Genomic DNA, 15903 nt, shown 5'->3' on the forward strand with positions numbered 1-15903 from the left:
CAGCCCCAATACCTGAAAGCACAGTCTGTCAGGCACAGCGCATTCTCAGGTTTTACGACTGCTTTGCAGCCGAGCGGGAGCAAGCGCCCTCGCCACAAAACATAGCCGACCATGACCGAGTATTGAAGATGACCGACACCCCGCATTTCCCGCTCTCCGCCGTGGTCGGCGCCGACGACTTGAAACTTGCCCTGTACCTCACCGCCATCGACCCGAAAATCGGCGGCGTGCTGATCGAAGGTCCGCGCGGCATGGCTAAATCCACCCTGGCCCGCGGTCTCGCGGACCTGCTCGCCAGCGGTCAATTCGTCACCTTGCCGCTCGGTGCCACGGAAGAACGCCTGGTCGGCACCCTCGACCTCGACGCGGCCCTGAGCGAAGGTCGCGCACAGTTTTCTCCCGGCGTGTTGGCCAAGGCTGACGGCGGAGTGCTGTACGTCGATGAAGTCAATCTGCTGCCCGATCACCTTGTGGACCTGCTGCTTGACGTCGCCGCCAGCGGCACCAACCTGATCGAGCGCGATGGCATTTCCCATCGGCATTCAGCGAAGTTCGTGCTGATTGGCACGATGAACCCGGAAGAGGGTGAGCTGCGGCCGCAATTGCTCGACCGCTTTGGCTTGAACGTGGCGCTCGGTGGCCATACCGCACCGGCCCAACGGGGCCAGATCATCCGCCGGCGTCTGGATTTCGACAGCGATCCGCAACGGTTCTGCGCCGAATGGGAGAGCCAGCAGCAGTCGCTGCGTGAGCGTTGTGAGCGCGCGCGCCGCACGCTGGCGAGCATCCCCCTCGACGATGAAGCGCTGGCACAGATTACCGAGCGTTGTTTCGCCGCCGGTGTCGATGGCCTGCGCGCCGATCTGGTCTGGCTGCGCGCCGCCCGCGCCCATGCGGCGTGGCGGGGGGCGAGCGCCATTGCCGAAGACGATATCGACGCGGTGGCCGAATTTGCCTTGCGTCACCGTCGTCGCGAACAATCGCAGCCACCAGCGCCGCAGCAGGCCCAGCAACCCTCACCACAACATTCCAGCCCGAGTGAAGGCCAGGGCCAGTGGGGCGAAATGCCTGCCCAGGCGCTGCCGATCGGTGCCCGACGCGACGTGCCGAGCTGGCCAAAAAAGCCCTAGGCATTCGCCCTCGATCTGATGCGGGGGCGAATGCCAGACCCCGCGCCGGACCGCTGGCCAACGGCAAACAGGGCAAGCGTCAGGCTGCGCACAGCGGCTCGATCAACTGGCCCGGCACCTTGCTCAATGGCCGCCCTCGACAACGCCAGGATGTGCTGTTTCATGTGCGCACCCGTTCGCCCCACGAGTTGTGGCTGGTGATCGTCGACGCCTCGGCCTCGACATGCCGCCACCAGGCATTGAGCGATGCCAAGGGTTTGCTGGCACAACTGTTCGACGACGCTTACCGCCAGCGAGCGCGACTGGCGTTGTTGACGGCCAGCGGTCATGCACCCACGTGGCAAGTGCAGGGGTTAAAAGCTTCCAGCGGTTTACACGGTTGGCTCGATGGCCTCGGCGCGGGCGGTGGCACGCCGTTGCTGGCGGCGCTCGGCGAGGCGGGGCGATGGCTCGCGGCACGGCAAAAACGCTTTCCGGCGGAACAGCAGCGGTGGTTGCTGGTGACGGATGGGCGGTTGAAGGATTGGTCGGGGTTGCCGGCGCTAGAGTGCCCAGGGCTTCTGATCGACATTGAGCGCGGGCCGATTCGGTTGGGGCGGGCGCAGCAGTTGGCGGCAGAGTTGCAGGCAGATTATCGGCATATCGACGATTTGCTTTCAGGCTGAGTATTGTGTTGCCGCCACAGGGGATCGGTGAACACCGCAGATCTCTGTGGGAGCGAGCCTGCTCGCGATAGGGTCGCCTCGGTATCGGATAATCCCGACCAATGCGCAGCGCTGTCCTATGCTCTGAACGCCGCCATTCACAGGAGTGAAGCATGCGTGTTCTCGCTACAAACAGTCAGGACGATTTTCGCGTCAAGGCCTACGCCGGCACCAACGGCGTGCTGCTGGCCATGGACCTGGCCGAATCCCGTCGCACAGGCTTGCTGGGTTTTGCCATCGAAAAACAGCAGGGCAGCAAGCCCTGGTTGTTCCTGTTCAACAGCCTGACGTTTCCCGGCAAGACTCATACGTTCCCGCAGTTTCACGCCACCCCGAGCGACCTCGCGCCGTTGCAGAAATTTCGCTGGGCCGATTACGCGGTCAATCCGGGCATGACGATCCATTACCGGATTCACCTGGCGTACGGCAGCGCTGACGCACCGCAGCTGGGCGAGTTCCTGGAAGTGACCGTCACGTCCGACAATGGCCTGCCGCAGCATCAAAGTGTCATCTTCAACCGCGCGGTGGCCGCCAGTCAGGCGTTCCAGCGCAAGTTTCCCGACCTTGACGCACTGATCAGTGCCAACAAAAACCTGCCCATCGAGGCCTGGCCCGACGCCCCTCGGCAATGGCTGGAAAATGGTCTGCTCGGGCGCTTGCTGGGATTCATCGAGCGGGCGGTGGATGATCGGTGGGCGCTGGACATCGCCATTTACGAGTACGAGTTGCAGGTGATCGTCGATGCCGTCAACGCGGCGTTCGAGCGAGGCGTGCGGGTTCGTGTTCTGTATCACGCGCAACCCGACGATGACGACACCGCCATCAACGAAGCCAGCCTGGAAAAAATCCCGGCGGCCAACAAGCGCGGGCGAATCACCCACAACATCTTCCACAACAAATTCATGGTGCTGAGCCGGGTCGATGCAGCCGGGCAGCTTCAGCCCGAAGCGGTGCTCTGTGGCAGCACCAATTTCACACCCAATGGCGTTTATCGCCAGGCGAACGTGGTGCATGTGCTGGACGATGCCAGCGTCAGCGCCAGTTATCTGCGGACCTTCGAGCAGGTCTGGGCGACACCGGCCGACGTCGGCGCCACCCGGCAATGGATCACGCAACACAACCCGATGGGCCCACAGCAGCCGTTGTTCGCCGGCTTCTCCCCGCGCTCGGTCAAGGCGATTTGCGTGAGTTCGTCGAGATCATCACCGCCGCGAAAAAGGACGTGTTGTTCGTCACTGCGTTCGCGTTGCCCGACGACATCCTCAACGCCTTGCTCGGCCAGCCTCACGACGACATTTTGCGTTACGGCCTGCAAAACACCGCCAGCCGCATTACCGGTTTCCACGCCGACCGCAGCGCCGAGTTCGCCGCTACCGCGCTGCTCAACACCGGGCTGGAAGGCTGGCTTCGCGAGAACATGAAAGGCCAGAAGGGTAACCTGCTGGTGCACACCAAAGCCGTGGTCACCGACTTCACCAGCGACGCGCCGACGATCATCAGCGGCAGCCACAACCTCAGTGCTGCGGCCAGCAATGGCAGCGACGAAAACTACCTGATCGTTCGTGGCGATACCGACCTGGCTGATCGTTACGGTTTGGAGTTGCTGCGGTTCTACGAGCATTACCGCTTTCGCTATTTCGCCAGGAAGCTTGCGCTGAAGCAGGTCCATCCGCTGACGGCGGATGACAGCTGGACCCATGACTATTACGTCGCGGGGGATTTGCGGCAGCTCTCGCGACTGCGTTTCTCCGGCCGATAGGGTCGGCGCGATCTCCCAGCGTCAGCGAGACCAGGCAGTCCCTATCAACTCGATCACTTCATCCTTTGAACCCACCTTCGATTATTTGCCCATCGCCTGCCGGTACTGCCGCGTACGGCGGCTGATGTACAAGCGGTCGAGGATCAGCGCCCAGACCGCCGACACTGCAGGTCGCGGCGTGCGTCCGCGGCTCAATCGATGGAGCTGGAATTTCACCACTGCCATGCTCGCCAGCGCCGCTAACGGCTTGCGTTTCCAGCGGATCGGCGGCAGTTGCGGATGGCTGTCCTGGCCTTCGCGCCAGTGTTTGACCAACTGCGGTTCGAGGGCCAGCGCCGTGCCGATGCCGGCCATGGCGATGCCGCTGTCGAGCACCTGTTCGACGATTGCCAGGCGTCGAATGCCGCCCGTCACCATCACTGGCATGCGCGCCACGCTGGCCAGTTCGCCGGCCATCTCCAGAAAGTACGCTTCCCGCGCCAGGGTCCGGCCATCGCGCGCCTCGCCTTGCATGGCCGGGGCTTCGTAGCTGCCGCCCGACAACTCCAACAAATCGATCTGCAAATCGTTGAGCCACTGAATCACTTGTAGGGCGTCTTCGGCATCGAATCCGCCGCGCTGGAAGTCGGCGGAGTTGAGCTTCACCGCGACACAAAACTGCGGTGACACGGATTGGCGAACGGCGCGGACAACGTCCAGCAGCAGACGCGCGCGATTTTTCAGGGAGCCGCCCCAACAGTCAGTTCGACGGTTAGTCAGCGGCGACAGGAACTGACTGAGCAGGTAACCGTGTGCCGCATGAATCTGCACGCCGGTGAACCCGGCTTTTTCAGCAAGTGCAGCGCTGGTGGCGAAGCGTGTGATCACCTCGGCGATATCTTCTTCGGCCATCGGTTTGGGTTCGGCAAACATCCTGGAAAATGAACCAAGATCCAGTGCTACCGCCGAGGGCGCCCACGCTTGCTGGCCGAGGTTGGCCATGGTCTGGCGCCCCGGATGGTTGAGCTGCATCCAGAAGTGCGCACCACCGGAACGGCCAATCGTTGCCCATTGGCGAAAGCGTTCCATGTCGCGATCATCTTCCAGCACCACGCCACCGGGGCCGGTCATCGCACGACGATCGATCATCACGTTACCGGTCAGCAACAATCCGGCTTCGCCCCCGGCCCAGGCCTGATACAACCGAAACAGCGCATCGGACGGCGCCTGTCCGGTATCGGCAAGGTTCTCTTCCATTGCCGCTTTGGCAATGCGATTGCCGATGGTCTGGCCGTTGGGCAAATTCAACGCTTGGAAGGGCGACATGCTTGACTCCTCATCAGTGAAGAGCAGAGGCTAAGCTTAAAGTTAACTTTAATGTCAAGCAGGCAAATGAGGCTGAGATGAAGATTGGTGAATTGGCGCAGTTAAGCGGGTTCAACCCGTCGCGCATTCGGTTTTACGAAGCCCAGGGCCTGATCCAGAAAGTGGAACGCCGGGCGAACGGCTACCGGCATTATCCCGAGCAGGTCTTGCAAACGCTGTATCTCATCCAGTGCGCGCAGCAGGCCGGGTTCAGTCTGGAAGAGTTGAAACAGTTGATGCCGGACACCGCGACCGGGGAATTCAAGCACGACGAACTGATGGCGGGTCTCCAGCGCAAAGTCGAGCAGATTGAAGAAATGCAGCGGCACCTGGCGCAGAGCAAGGCAAAGCTGTTGGCGGTGATCGACGATATTCAGGCGAAACCCGACGGCATGGGTTGCGATGCCAATGCCGTACGGGTGCTGGCTTCATTCAAGCATTCGCGTTAATGGCGGCGGCCGATGGCGCGGGGATCGGATTGCGCATCAGCGTGCCCACCACCAGCGCTCCCAGCAATGCCAGTAAGCCGGCGATCAACAGCAAGAGACTGAAGCCGCCGACGAACGCCTGCCGGGCCAGCGGTTCGACGAGGCTGCGCGCGGTTTCCGGCAGCAGGCCCAGCGCCGCCGTCATGTCGCCGGCCACCACCCGCGAGGCGATGCCCTGGGTCTGGTCGAGCCATTGCGTCCCCTGTGCCGACAGACTGGCGCGCAGCAATTGCTCGGTATGACTGGACAGCAACGCTCCGTACACGCCGATAGCCAGCACGATTGAGCTGAAGCGCATGGTGGTGCTCATGCCCGACGCCATGCCGGTGCGCTCCCGCGGCACGCAGGCCATGATGTTTTTCTGTGTATCGCCATTGAGCAGCCCGGCACCGGCGCCCGTCACGGCAATGGCCAGGGCGAAGGGCAGGTATCCGCCGCTGCTGACCGCCCAGGCGCTCAGCAGGTTGCCACTGCCGACCAGGGTCAGACCGGTGGCCATCAACGTCGCCGGGGCAAAACGGCTGGCCAGGCGCACGCCGATACGCGGGCAAACCAGCATGGTCAGTGCAAACGGCAACATCCCCAGCCCTGAAGCGATGGCCGAGAAACCCAGGCCGTTCTGCAGATAAAACGGCAGCAACGTCATCATCACCTGGGCGCAGCCGGCATAGGCAAACATGCCCAGCAGCGCACCGATGAAGCGTGGGTGCTTGAACAATTGCAGGTCAACCATCGGCCGCTGCTGCATCCGCTCGATCACGACAAACAATCCCAACAACAGCGCGCCGCCGATCATTCGGGTGTAGGTGGTCGGGTTGTTCCAACCGATCCGGTTGGCCTCGATCAGGCCCCAGATCAGGCACAGCAGACTGGCACTGAACGCCAGGCTACCCCAGGGATCGAGGCGTGCGGATTGGGGATCGCGAGATTCCGGCACCGCTCGCCAGACCATCAGCATCAGGAACAGGCCCACTGGCAAATTGAGGTAGAAAATCCAGCGCCAGCCGATGTATTCGGTAATCAGCCCGCCAATGGTCGGCGCAGCGGTCATTGCCACGCCCATGCACGCGCCCCAGAACGCCCAGGCTTTCGCCCGCTCAACCTCATCGTGAAAGGTGTGGCCGATGGAGGCGAGCGCCGAGGTCAGCAACAATGCCGCACCGACGCCTTTGACCGCCCGGGCGATGTCGAGGAACAACGCCGTGGGTGCCGCGCCGCAACCGATGGACGCGAGAATGAACAAGCCCAGGCCACAGAGCAGGGTTTTCTGCCGACCGAAGCGGTCGGCGATGCTGCCTGCCGGTAACAGCAGGGCTGCGAAAGCGAGCATGTAGGCGCTGACCACCCATTCGATGTCGGCAAAGTTCGCACCCAGGTCCCGGGCAATGGTGGGCAGGGTGACGGCGACGATGTTGGTGTCGAGGACGATCAGCGAGCAGACGCCGGAAGCCGTCAACAACGTCAGACGCGGACTGACGCGGCTCATGATGTGATTGCCTTTTGAGCAAGGCAATTGATCGCGGAAGCGCTAAGGGGTTTGACGTACATGGCATGGGCTCTCTACTGTGATTGCACTACGAGCTTATCGCGACCGTTTGCTGTCATTGTTAGCCGGAAAACGGGACTTCATTACCTTTGAGCTAATGCACCGATGGATATACGGCATTTCCGCTATTTTCTGGCCGTTGCCCGGCAAGGCAACTTCACGCGCGCCGCCGAGCAGCTCGGTATCGCACCGCCGACCCTGACTCGGCAGATCCAGGACATGGAGAACGAACTCGGCACGCGCCTGTTCGTGCGCCAGACACGGGAAGTCAGCCTGACCGAAGCCGGCGCTGCGCTGGTGATCGAAGCTGAAGCGACGGTGCGGCAATTCGAATACGCCCAGCAAAATGCCCAGCGCGCCGGACGCGGGGATATAGGCCATATCGAACTGGGTTACGTGGCCTCGGCGGTGTACTCGGGATTGCTGCAAAAGCAGGTGCAGGCTTTCAGTCGCGAGTGTCCGGACGTCAGCCTGAATGTGCGCGAAAGCCCCATGGTGTCGTTGCCGACGATGGTGCTCGAAGGGCGATTCGACATCGGTTATGTCCGCTCACCCATGACCTTGCCCGAGGGCCTGGACGCCATCCGTCTCGACGCGGAAGGCTTTGTGCTGGCGCTGTCGAGCGAATCCTGGTTGTGCCGTTTGACCGAGATCGGCCCGGAGCATCTGCAGGCCGAGACGTTCATCCTGCCGGAACAGATCAGCGGCACCTTGCAAGTCGCTGCCGAGGGCGGGTTTGCACCGAAACTGGGCGCGCAACCCGGCGGGCTGGTGGCAGTGCTGGCGCTGGTGTCGCTGGGGCAGGGCGTGGCGGTGGTGCCGGAGTCGGTGGTCGGGCATGTCGGTTTGCCTGGCGTGCTGTACCGGTCGATCAAAGGGTGTGAGGCGAGCTCGTGGTTGTCGTTGATTCATCGACGGTTCGAGAAATCAGCGGCGGTGGTGCGGTACATCGAGCGGGTGAAAAACCGCTGAAAGCAACAGCTTCGCGAGCAATCTGTCGGACATTGGAAATCCAGAGGTGTACAGATTTTGTAATGATTTCCGGCTGTAGGAAAAGTCGCTTTCACATGTACGCTCGAATGCCTTTTTCCTTTCAGGATTTGCATGAACACCCTTTTGGAGCCTCCCGGTTATCCTTCTTCTTCGCGCCACCGTGCGCGTTTGACACGCGTGAAACACCCGGTCTTTCGATTTCAGAACACCCTTGCCATTGCAACTCCACGGCCTCTGCGCCGCGCTTTGCCGTGTCCGGCATTCTGAATTCACTGAAGAGATCGAGACGTTTTTATGGAATGGATAGCTGATCCCACCGCGTGGCTGGGCCTGCTGACGTTGATCGTGCTGGAGCTGGTGCTCGGCATCGACAACCTGGTGTTTATCGCGATCCTCGCGGACAAACTGCCCCCCGAGCAACGCGACCGTGCGCGAATCATCGGTTTGTCACTGGCGCTGCTGATGCGCCTGGGCCTGCTGGCAAGTATTTCCTGGCTGGTGACCCTGACCCAGCCGCTGTTCGAAGTGTTCGACAAGAGCTTCTCCGGTCGTGACCTGATCATGTTGTTCGGTGGTGTGTTCCTGTTGTTCAAAGCGACCATGGAATTGCACGAGCGACTCGAAGGTCATGTTGGCGAACGCTCATCCAGTACGGCTTACGCGCAGTTCTGGCCGATCGTCGCGCAGATCGTGGTGCTCGACGCGGTGTTCTCCCTCGACGCGGTGATTACCGCGGTGGGCATGGTCGATGAACTGGCGGTAATGATGATCGCGGTGATCATCTCCATTGGCCTCATGATCGTCGCCAGCAAGCCGCTGACGCGTTTCGTCAACGCACACCCGACGGTCATCATGCTGTGTCTGGGCTTCCTGATGATGATCGGTTTCGCGCTGACCGCTGAAGGCCTGGGCTTCCACATTCCGAAGGGCTACTTGTACGCGGCCATTGGTTTCTCGATCCTGATCGAAATTTTCAACCAGATCGCCCGGGCCCGGCGCAAGAAGTCCATGCAGGGCCTGCGACCCATGCGTGAGCGTACGGCCCACGCCGTGCTGCGTTTGTTGGGCGGTCGCAAGTTGGCGGCGGAAGAGGTGGGCGAGGAGATCTCCGATCTGCTGGACAACGGCGAAGCACCGAGCGAGGAGCTGTTCGATCGCCGCGAGCGCGTGATGATCAGCGGTGTCTTGCAACTGGCCGAGCGTCCGATCCGCACGCTGATGACCGTGCGCGCCGATGTCGATCACATCGACCTGTCCGATGACGCGGAAGCCATCCGTGCGCGGCTGATGCATTCGTCCTACTCGCGCCTGCCGCTGATTCGCGATGGTGCGGTGGATGAGCCGCTGGGCTTCGTGCACAAGAAGGAATTGCTCAAGGAATACCTGTCCGGCAACGAGCCAAACCTCGAGCACCTGGCGCGCAAGACCCTCAATTTGCTTGACAGCTATTCGATCCTCAACGCTCTGGAACAGATGCGCAAAGCCTCGACTCACATTGCCTTTGTGGTCAATGAATTCGGTGACTTCGTCGGCGTGCTGACCATGACCGACATTCTCGAATCGATTGCCGGTGAGTTGCCCGATGCCAGCGAAATCGAAGGTCCGGATGTGGTCGAGGAGAAAGGCGGATTCGTGGTCAGCGGCGCGCTGAACCTGGCGCGGGTGCGTCAGCGGACCGGGTTTGCTGCCGAACCTACCGACGACTATCAGACCCTCGCCGGACTGGTGGTGAGTCTGTTGGATCGGCTGCCGATGATTGGCGACAGCCATGAGTGGGAAGGCTGGCATTTGACAGTGGTGGCGGTTGAAGAGCGGCGGGTGACACGGGTTCGGCTGTTGCGGATCGGCCAGTAGTTTTTCTTTGGGTTTAAGGGCCTCATCGTCGGAACGCCGCCCGGAACAGACTCGCTCCCACAGGTATTGTATTACCCCTGTGGGAGGGGGCTTGGTCCGGGCGGCGTTCTGACGATGACAGTCTGATACCCGACCTGAAGTTCGCGGATATACAGATTCTGACAAAGCCTGCTCAATGAGCTTTGCTTTATTTTGATTCGCTGAACGTCAACTGTGGTGCAAATACCCGTCTTCTGTAGCCAACGGTAGCGCTACGCCATCGTCTCGATTCGTAACGCATTTTCCCCGAAAAATCCCATCCCACTGATTCAAAACACTTTTCAATCTCCCCTACATTCCTGTCACAACCTGTGGCACACTTTCTGCTGTCTATTCCGTTGTTACATACCTAGTTCCGGTATAGCGGAATAAACATCATCCTGGAGTGCTTGCCATGCATCGCCGACCTTCCTTGTTTAAAGCGTGTGTTTTTCTCTTTGCGGCTTCGGCTGCTGCCGTGGGCGTTGCCCAGGCGGCGGACAGCAAGCTCGACAGTGTGCTGGCCCGCGGGAAACTGATCGTGGGTACGGGCAGTACCAACGCGCCGTGGCATTTCCAGGGAGCGGATGGCAAGTTGCAGGGTTTTGATATCGATATCGGGCGGATGGTCGCCAAAGGGTTGTTCAACGACCCGAGCAAGGTCGAGTTTGTGGTGCAGTCATCCGATGCGCGGATTCCCAACCTGTTGACCGACAAGGTCGACATGAGCTGCCAGTTCATCACCGTGACCGCCAGCCGTGCGCAACAGGTCGCCTTCACGTTGCCGTACTACCGCGAAGGTGTCGGCCTGCTGTTGCCGGCGAACAGCAAGTACAAGGAAATCGAAGACCTCAAGGCGGCCAATGACAGCGTGACCGTAGCAGTGCTGCAGAACGTGTACGCCGAAGAGCTGGTGCATCAGGCGCTGCCCAAAGCCAAGGTCGATCAGTACGACAGCGTGGACCTGATGTATCAGGCGGTGAACTCCGGCCGTGCCGACGCCGCCGCCACCGATCAGTCGTCGGTGAAATACCTGATGGTGCAGAACCCCGGCCGCTATCGCAGCCCGTCCTACGCCTGGAGCCCGCAAACCTACGCCTGTGCCGTAAAGCGTGGCGATCAGGACTGGCTGAACTTCGTCAACACCACCCTGCATGAAGCCATGACCGGCGTTGAGTTCCCGACTTACGCGGCGTCCTTCAAACAGTGGTTCGGTGTCGATCTGCCTACTCCAGCCATCGGTTTCCCTGTCGAATTCAAATGATCCCGTGAGAGCGGGGCGGTGATGAATCGCCCCGTTCAAGGTACTGCTGACCATGAACTATCAGTTGAACTTTGCCGCCGTGTGGCGCGATTTCGACACCTTGCTGGCGGGGCTCGGTCTGGGCCTTGAGCTGGCGCTGGTGTCGATCGCCATCGGCTGCGTGATCGGCCTGCTGATGGCGTTTGCCTTGCTGTCAAAGCATCGCGCGTTGCGGGTGCTGGCATCGGTGTATGTGACGGTGATCCGCAATACGCCGATTCTGGTGTTGATTCTGTTGATTTACTTCGCCTTGCCGAGTCTCGGCATTCGTCTGGACAAGATCCCGTCGTTCATCATCACCCTGTCGCTGTACGCCGGGGCTTACCTGACCGAAGTGTTCCGTGGCGGCTTGTTGAGCATTCCCAAGGGGCAGCGCGAAGCCGGGTTGGCGATCGGTCTGGGCGAGTGGCAGGTCAAGGCCTACGTCACCGTCCCGGTGATGCTGCGCAATGTGTTGCCGGCGCTGTCGAACAACTTCATTTCGCTGTTCAAGGACACCTCGCTGGCGGCGGCGATTGCCGTGCCGGAGCTGACCTATTACGCGCGCAAGATCAATGTCGAGAGCTACCGGGTGATTGAAACCTGGATGGTCACTACAGCGCTCTATGTTGCGGCCTGTTACCTCATTGCCATGATGCTGCGTTACCTCGAGCAGCGTCTGGCGATCCGCCGATAGGAGGCCCCATGTACGAATCACCCAGTTGGTTGCATGAATTGTGGGTTGCCCGCGAAGTGTTGTGGCAAGGCTTTCTCACCAGTGTGCAGGTGTCGGCCCTGGCGATTTTGCTGGGCACGATGGTCGGCATTGTCACGGGGCTGGTGCTGACCTACGGCAAGTTCTGGATGCGCGCACCGTTCCGTTTCTACGTGGACATCATTCGCGGCACGCCGGTGTTTGTGCTGGTGCTGGCCTGCTTCTACATGGCGCCGGCGCTGGGCTGGCAGATCAGCGCGTTTCAGGCCGGTGCCTTGGGGTTGACGCTGTTCTGCGGTTCCCACGTCGCCGAGATTGTGCGCGGTGCGCTGCAAGCGTTGCCGAGCGGACAGATGGAAGCGAGCAAGGCGATTGGCCTGACGTTTTTCCAATCCCTCGGCTATGTGCTGTTGCCCCAGGCGTTGCGGCAGATCCTGCCGACCTGGGTCAACTCGTCCACCGAGATCGTCAAGGCCTCGACGCTGTTGTCGGTGATCGGCGTCGCCGAGTTGCTGCTCAGCACCCAGCAGATCATCGCCCGGACGTTCATGACCCTAGAGTTTTACCTGTTCGCCGGATTTCTGTTTTTCGTCATCAACTACGCCATCGAATTACTCGGCCGGCACATTGAAAAGCGGGTGGCCTTGCCATGACTCAACCTCAAGTTTCGAACGCTCAAAACGGGCAGCCCCTGCTGGATATTCGCGGGCTGCACAAAAAGTATGGCCAGCTGGAAGTGCTCAAGGGCGTAGACCTGACCCTGCAGCGCGGCAACGTGGTCACGCTGATCGGTTCCAGCGGTTCGGGCAAGACCACGCTGCTGCGCTGCGTGAACATGCTCGAAGAGTTTCAGGGTGGGCAGATCGTGCTCGATGGCGAGTCCATCGGTTATGACGAGGTCAACGGCAAGCGCGTACGGCACCCGGAAAAAGTCATTGCCCGGCATCGCGCCATGACCGGCATGGCGTTCCAGCAATTCAATCTGTTCCCGCACCTGACAGCCTTGCAGAACGTCACCCTCGGTCTGCTCAAGGTCAAGAAACTGCACAAGGACGAGGCCGTGGCCCTGGCGGAAAAGTGGCTGGAGCGGGTCGGCCTGCTGGAGCGACGTGATCATTATCCCGGTCAGTTGTCTGGCGGTCAGCAACAGCGTGTGGCGATTGCCCGGGCGATCGCGATGAACCCGAGCCTGATGCTGTTCGACGAAGTCACCTCGGCCCTCGACCCGGAGCTGGTGGGCGAAGTGTTGAGCGTGATCAAGGGGCTCGCCGAAGACGGCATGACCATGCTGTTGGTAACCCACGAAATGCGTTTCGCCTTCGAGGTCTCGGACAAGATCGTTTTCATGAATCAGGGGCGGATCGAAGAGCAGGGGCCACCCAAGGAGCTGTTCGAACGCCCGCAATCGCCGCGTCTTGCCGAGTTTCTGAAAAACACTCGGTTCTAAACCCCTTTCAATCAGGAGAAACACACATGAGCATTACTCGTTACGGCACCGGCAGCACCGCCGCTGGCGGCCAGCCTCGCCCTTTCGCCCGTGCCGTTGAAGCCGATGGTTGGCTGCACGTGTCCGGGCAAGTGCCGGCGCTGGATGGCGAGATCATTGTGGGCGGCATCGTCGAGCAGACTCACCAGACCATGAAGAACCTGATCGCGATTCTGGAAGAGGCCGGTTATGGCCTGGAAGATGTGGTGCGTGCGGGCGTGTGGCTGGAGGATCCGCGGGATTTCACCAGTTTCAACAAGGTCTTCTCCGAGTACTTCAAACCCGAACACGCTCCGGCCCGTGCCTGTGTGCAGGCGAACATGATGGTGGATTGCAAAGTCGAGATCGACTGCATCGCGTACAAGAAAAAGGCCTGATTCTCGATGGCTCTTGTAGGAGCTGCCGAAGGCTGCGATCTTTTGCCGTTTTCTGGACATGCTGCAAGGGCAAGATCAAAAGATCGCAGCCTGCGACAGCTCCTACAGGTCGAATTTGTATGGGAACCACTGAAATGACCGAAGACACCATCAAGCGCCGGGCTCGCGGTCTGGACCGGGCGTTCGATATCCTCGATTTCCTCAAGGAAATCGGCCAGCCCCTGCGCCCGAATGAAATCGCCAGCGGCATCGGCAGCCCGAAATCCACGGTCTACGAACTGGTGGCCTCGCTGCTGGAACGGCGGATTCTCGAGCCTGTGGGCAAGGACGGTCACGTCTACCTCGGCCGTCAGCTGTATTTTCTCGGCCAGGCGCATTTGCGCCACTTCGACCTGACCCGCGAGGCCGACCACGCCTTGCAGGAGATCGTCAGCCAGACCCATGAAACCGCGCAGATGTGCCTGCTCAACGGGCGCAAGTACACGGTGGCATTGATGAAAGAGGGCGAGCGGCATTTCCGCATTTCCTCGGACATCGGCGAGAACGCCCCAATTCCATGGACCGCATCCGGACGCCTGTTGCTGGCGCACCTGAGTGACGAGGAAATCATCGACCTGATCGATCACGACGACTTCATCCTGCCAAACGGCGAGCGCCTGCCGCTGGAGCAGTTTCTAGGTGAAATCCGTCAGGCCGGTATCGACGGGTTTTTCTCGTTCGACAGCGTCGCCGACACCTTTACCCATTGCTTCGCCGCCCCGGTCAAAGACCCGAACGGCGTGGCCATTGCTACCTTGTGCATCGTCGCCCCGCGGGCCGATGCCAAGACACATTACAACGACTATCGCCGGGTGTTGATCGACAACGCCAACCGCCTGGCCCGTCGCATTAACGAATAACAGCGGCTGCCTGCGGCCGCGAATGTGAGGAGTTCGACCATGTCTACTGCCCAAAATACTGCCGCCGTGGAAAAGGGTTTCGCCCAGACCGGTGCCCACCTGGTGCGCGACGTCAGCCTGCCAGCGCTGGTGCTGCATCGCGAGGCGCTGGAACACAACATTCGCTGGATGCAGGCGTTCGTCAGCAATAGCGGCGCCGAACTCGCGCCCCACGGCAAGACCAGCATGACCCCGGCACTGTTTCGCCGCCAACTGGACGCCGGCGCCTGGGGCATCACCCTGGCCAGCGCCACGCAAACCCGTGCGGCGTATGCCCATGGCGTCCGTCGGGTGCTGATGGCGAACCAACTGGTCGGTACGCCGAACATGGCGCTGATCGCTGATTTGCTGGCGGACCCGACGTTCGATTTCCATTGCATGGTCGATCACCCGGACAACGTCGCGGACCTCGGCGCGTATTTCGCTTCGCGCGGCGTACGCCTCAACGTGATGATCGAGTACGGCGTGGTCGGCGGTCGTTGTGGCTGCCGTACGGAAGAGGAAGTGCTCGCGCTGGCCAAAGCCATCAACGCCCAACCGGCATTGGCGTTGACCGGCATTGAAGGCTATGAAGGCGTGATCCATGGTGATCATGCCGTCACCGGCATCCGTGAGTTTGCGGCGTCGTTGGTGCGTCTGGCGGTGCAGTTGCAGGACAGTGGCGCGTTCGCCATTGCCAAGCCGATCATCACCGCGTCGGGTTCAGCCTGGTACGACCTGATTGCCGAATCCTTCGAAGCGCAAAACGCCGCCGGCCGTTTCCTCAGCGTATTGCGCCCCGGCAGCTACGTGGCGCACGACCATGGCATCTATAAAGAAGCGCAATGCTGCGTGCTCGACCGCCGCAGCGATTTGCACGAAGGCCTGCGTCCGGCGCTGGAAGTCTGGGCTCACGTGCAGTCGTTGCCGGAGCCGGGTTTTGCGGTGATCGCTCTGGGCAAGCGCGATGTGGCCTACGACGCCGGTCTGCCGGTGCCGTTGCTGCGTTACAAGGCCGGTGCGGTGCCGGCGAAGGGCGACGATGTCAGCGCCTGCAAGGTGACGGCGGTAATGGACCAGCATGCGTTCATGACGGTGGCACCAGGTGTTGAGTTGCGGGTGGGCGATATCATTTCGTTCGGGACTTCGCACCCGTGCCTGACGTTCGACAAGTGGCGGACCGGGTGTCTGGTGGATGAGCAGTTGAATGTCATCGAAACCATGGAAACCTGTTTCTAAGGTTCGGAACCGAGGAGCGGCTATCGCGAGCAGGCTCGTTCCCATAATGGA

14 protein-coding genes and 1 pseudogene are annotated in these 15903 nt (G+C 60.9%); 13 read left to right on the top strand and 2 right to left on the bottom strand.

The genetic code is table 11. The features are described 5' to 3' along the window. Positions 1-128 precede the first annotated feature (128 nt). The 3 genes and pseudogenes from ACM1ZW_RS22730 (at position 129) to ACM1ZW_RS22740 (ending at position 3593) form a co-directional block, all read left to right on the top strand. Entirely contained in the window at positions 129-1130 is a 1002-nt protein-coding gene (locus ACM1ZW_RS22730) for an ATP-binding protein (RefSeq protein WP_414883623.1), read from the top strand. Then, positions 1055-1795 carry a vWA domain-containing protein gene (locus ACM1ZW_RS22735; protein WP_416739399.1) on the top strand — a complete coding sequence of 247 codons (741 nt, stop codon included), beginning with the start codon at positions 1055-1057 and terminating at the stop codon, positions 1793-1795. Before ACM1ZW_RS22730 ends, ACM1ZW_RS22735 begins: the two co-directional genes overlap by 76 nt. A gap of 152 nt (positions 1796-1947) precedes the next feature. Continuing rightward, positions 1948-3593: pseudogene (locus ACM1ZW_RS22740) on the top strand (phospholipase D-like domain-containing protein). Between the two features lie 81 nt (positions 3594-3674). Here the strand turns inward: ACM1ZW_RS22740 and ACM1ZW_RS22745 are convergent. Further along, a complete protein-coding gene (locus ACM1ZW_RS22745; protein ID WP_416739400.1) occupies positions 3675-4898 on the bottom strand; it encodes an NADH:flavin oxidoreductase/NADH oxidase family protein in 1224 nt (407 codons plus the stop codon). Positions 4899-4975: 77 nt separating this feature from the next. On the opposite strand from ACM1ZW_RS22745, the gene ACM1ZW_RS22750 reads away from it, so the two are divergent. Continuing rightward, entirely contained in the window at positions 4976-5386 is a 411-nt protein-coding gene (locus ACM1ZW_RS22750) for a MerR family transcriptional regulator (RefSeq protein ID WP_414883626.1), read from the top strand. Here ACM1ZW_RS22750 and ACM1ZW_RS22755 read toward each other — a convergent pair. Further along, a complete protein-coding gene (locus tag ACM1ZW_RS22755; RefSeq protein WP_416739401.1) occupies positions 5370-6911 on the bottom strand; it encodes an MFS transporter in 1542 nt (513 codons plus the stop codon). The two genes, ACM1ZW_RS22750 and ACM1ZW_RS22755, sit on opposite strands and share 17 nt — an antisense overlap. A gap of 165 nt (positions 6912-7076) precedes the next feature. Here ACM1ZW_RS22755 and ACM1ZW_RS22760 point away from each other — a divergent pair, with 165 nt between their 5' ends. The 9 genes from ACM1ZW_RS22760 to ACM1ZW_RS22800 all read left to right on the top strand — a co-directional run bounded on the left by ACM1ZW_RS22760 (position 7077) and on the right by ACM1ZW_RS22800 (position 15852). Next, on the top strand, positions 7077-7943 hold the full coding sequence (locus ACM1ZW_RS22760) for a LysR family transcriptional regulator (RefSeq protein ID WP_017339156.1): 867 nt from the start codon (positions 7077-7079) through the stop codon (positions 7941-7943). 315 nt (positions 7944-8258) lie between these two features. Next, positions 8259-9818, top strand: coding sequence for a TerC family protein (locus ACM1ZW_RS22765; RefSeq protein ID WP_017339155.1), 1560 nt, complete (start codon positions 8259-8261; stop codon positions 9816-9818). Positions 9819-10251: 433 nt separating this feature from the next. Beyond that, complete coding sequence (locus ACM1ZW_RS22770; RefSeq protein ID WP_017339154.1) at positions 10252-11100, top strand: transporter substrate-binding domain-containing protein; 849 nt, start codon at positions 10252-10254, stop codon at positions 11098-11100. A gap of 52 nt (positions 11101-11152) precedes the next feature. Beyond that, the gene (locus tag ACM1ZW_RS22775; RefSeq protein WP_017339153.1) at positions 11153-11815 is read left to right on the top strand and encodes an amino acid ABC transporter permease; all 663 of its coding nucleotides are present in this window, start codon (positions 11153-11155) and stop codon (positions 11813-11815) included. Between the two features lie 8 nt (positions 11816-11823). Beyond that, entirely contained in the window at positions 11824-12486 is a 663-nt protein-coding gene (locus ACM1ZW_RS22780) for an amino acid ABC transporter permease (protein ID WP_017339152.1), read from the top strand. Next, positions 12483-13280, top strand: a complete 798-nt coding sequence (locus tag ACM1ZW_RS22785; protein ID WP_017339151.1) for an amino acid ABC transporter ATP-binding protein — start codon at positions 12483-12485, stop codon at positions 13278-13280. The genes ACM1ZW_RS22780 and ACM1ZW_RS22785 overlap by 4 nt, the downstream gene beginning before the upstream one ends. Before the next feature lie 26 nt (positions 13281-13306). Then, positions 13307-13696, top strand: coding sequence for a RidA family protein (locus ACM1ZW_RS22790; RefSeq protein ID WP_414879754.1), 390 nt, complete (start codon positions 13307-13309; stop codon positions 13694-13696). 134 nt (positions 13697-13830) lie between these two features. After that, complete coding sequence (locus ACM1ZW_RS22795) at positions 13831-14595, top strand: IclR family transcriptional regulator (RefSeq protein WP_017339149.1); 765 nt, start codon at positions 13831-13833, stop codon at positions 14593-14595. Between the two features lie 39 nt (positions 14596-14634). Beyond that, positions 14635-15852, top strand: coding sequence for an amino acid deaminase (locus ACM1ZW_RS22800; protein ID WP_017339148.1), 1218 nt, complete (start codon positions 14635-14637; stop codon positions 15850-15852). The last annotated feature ends 51 nt before the right edge of the window (positions 15853-15903 follow it).

The sequence above is a fragment of the Pseudomonas sp. NFX71 genome (assembly GCF_048079215.1).
Taxonomy (GTDB): domain Bacteria; phylum Pseudomonadota; class Gammaproteobacteria; order Pseudomonadales; family Pseudomonadaceae; genus Aquipseudomonas; species Aquipseudomonas fluorescens_B.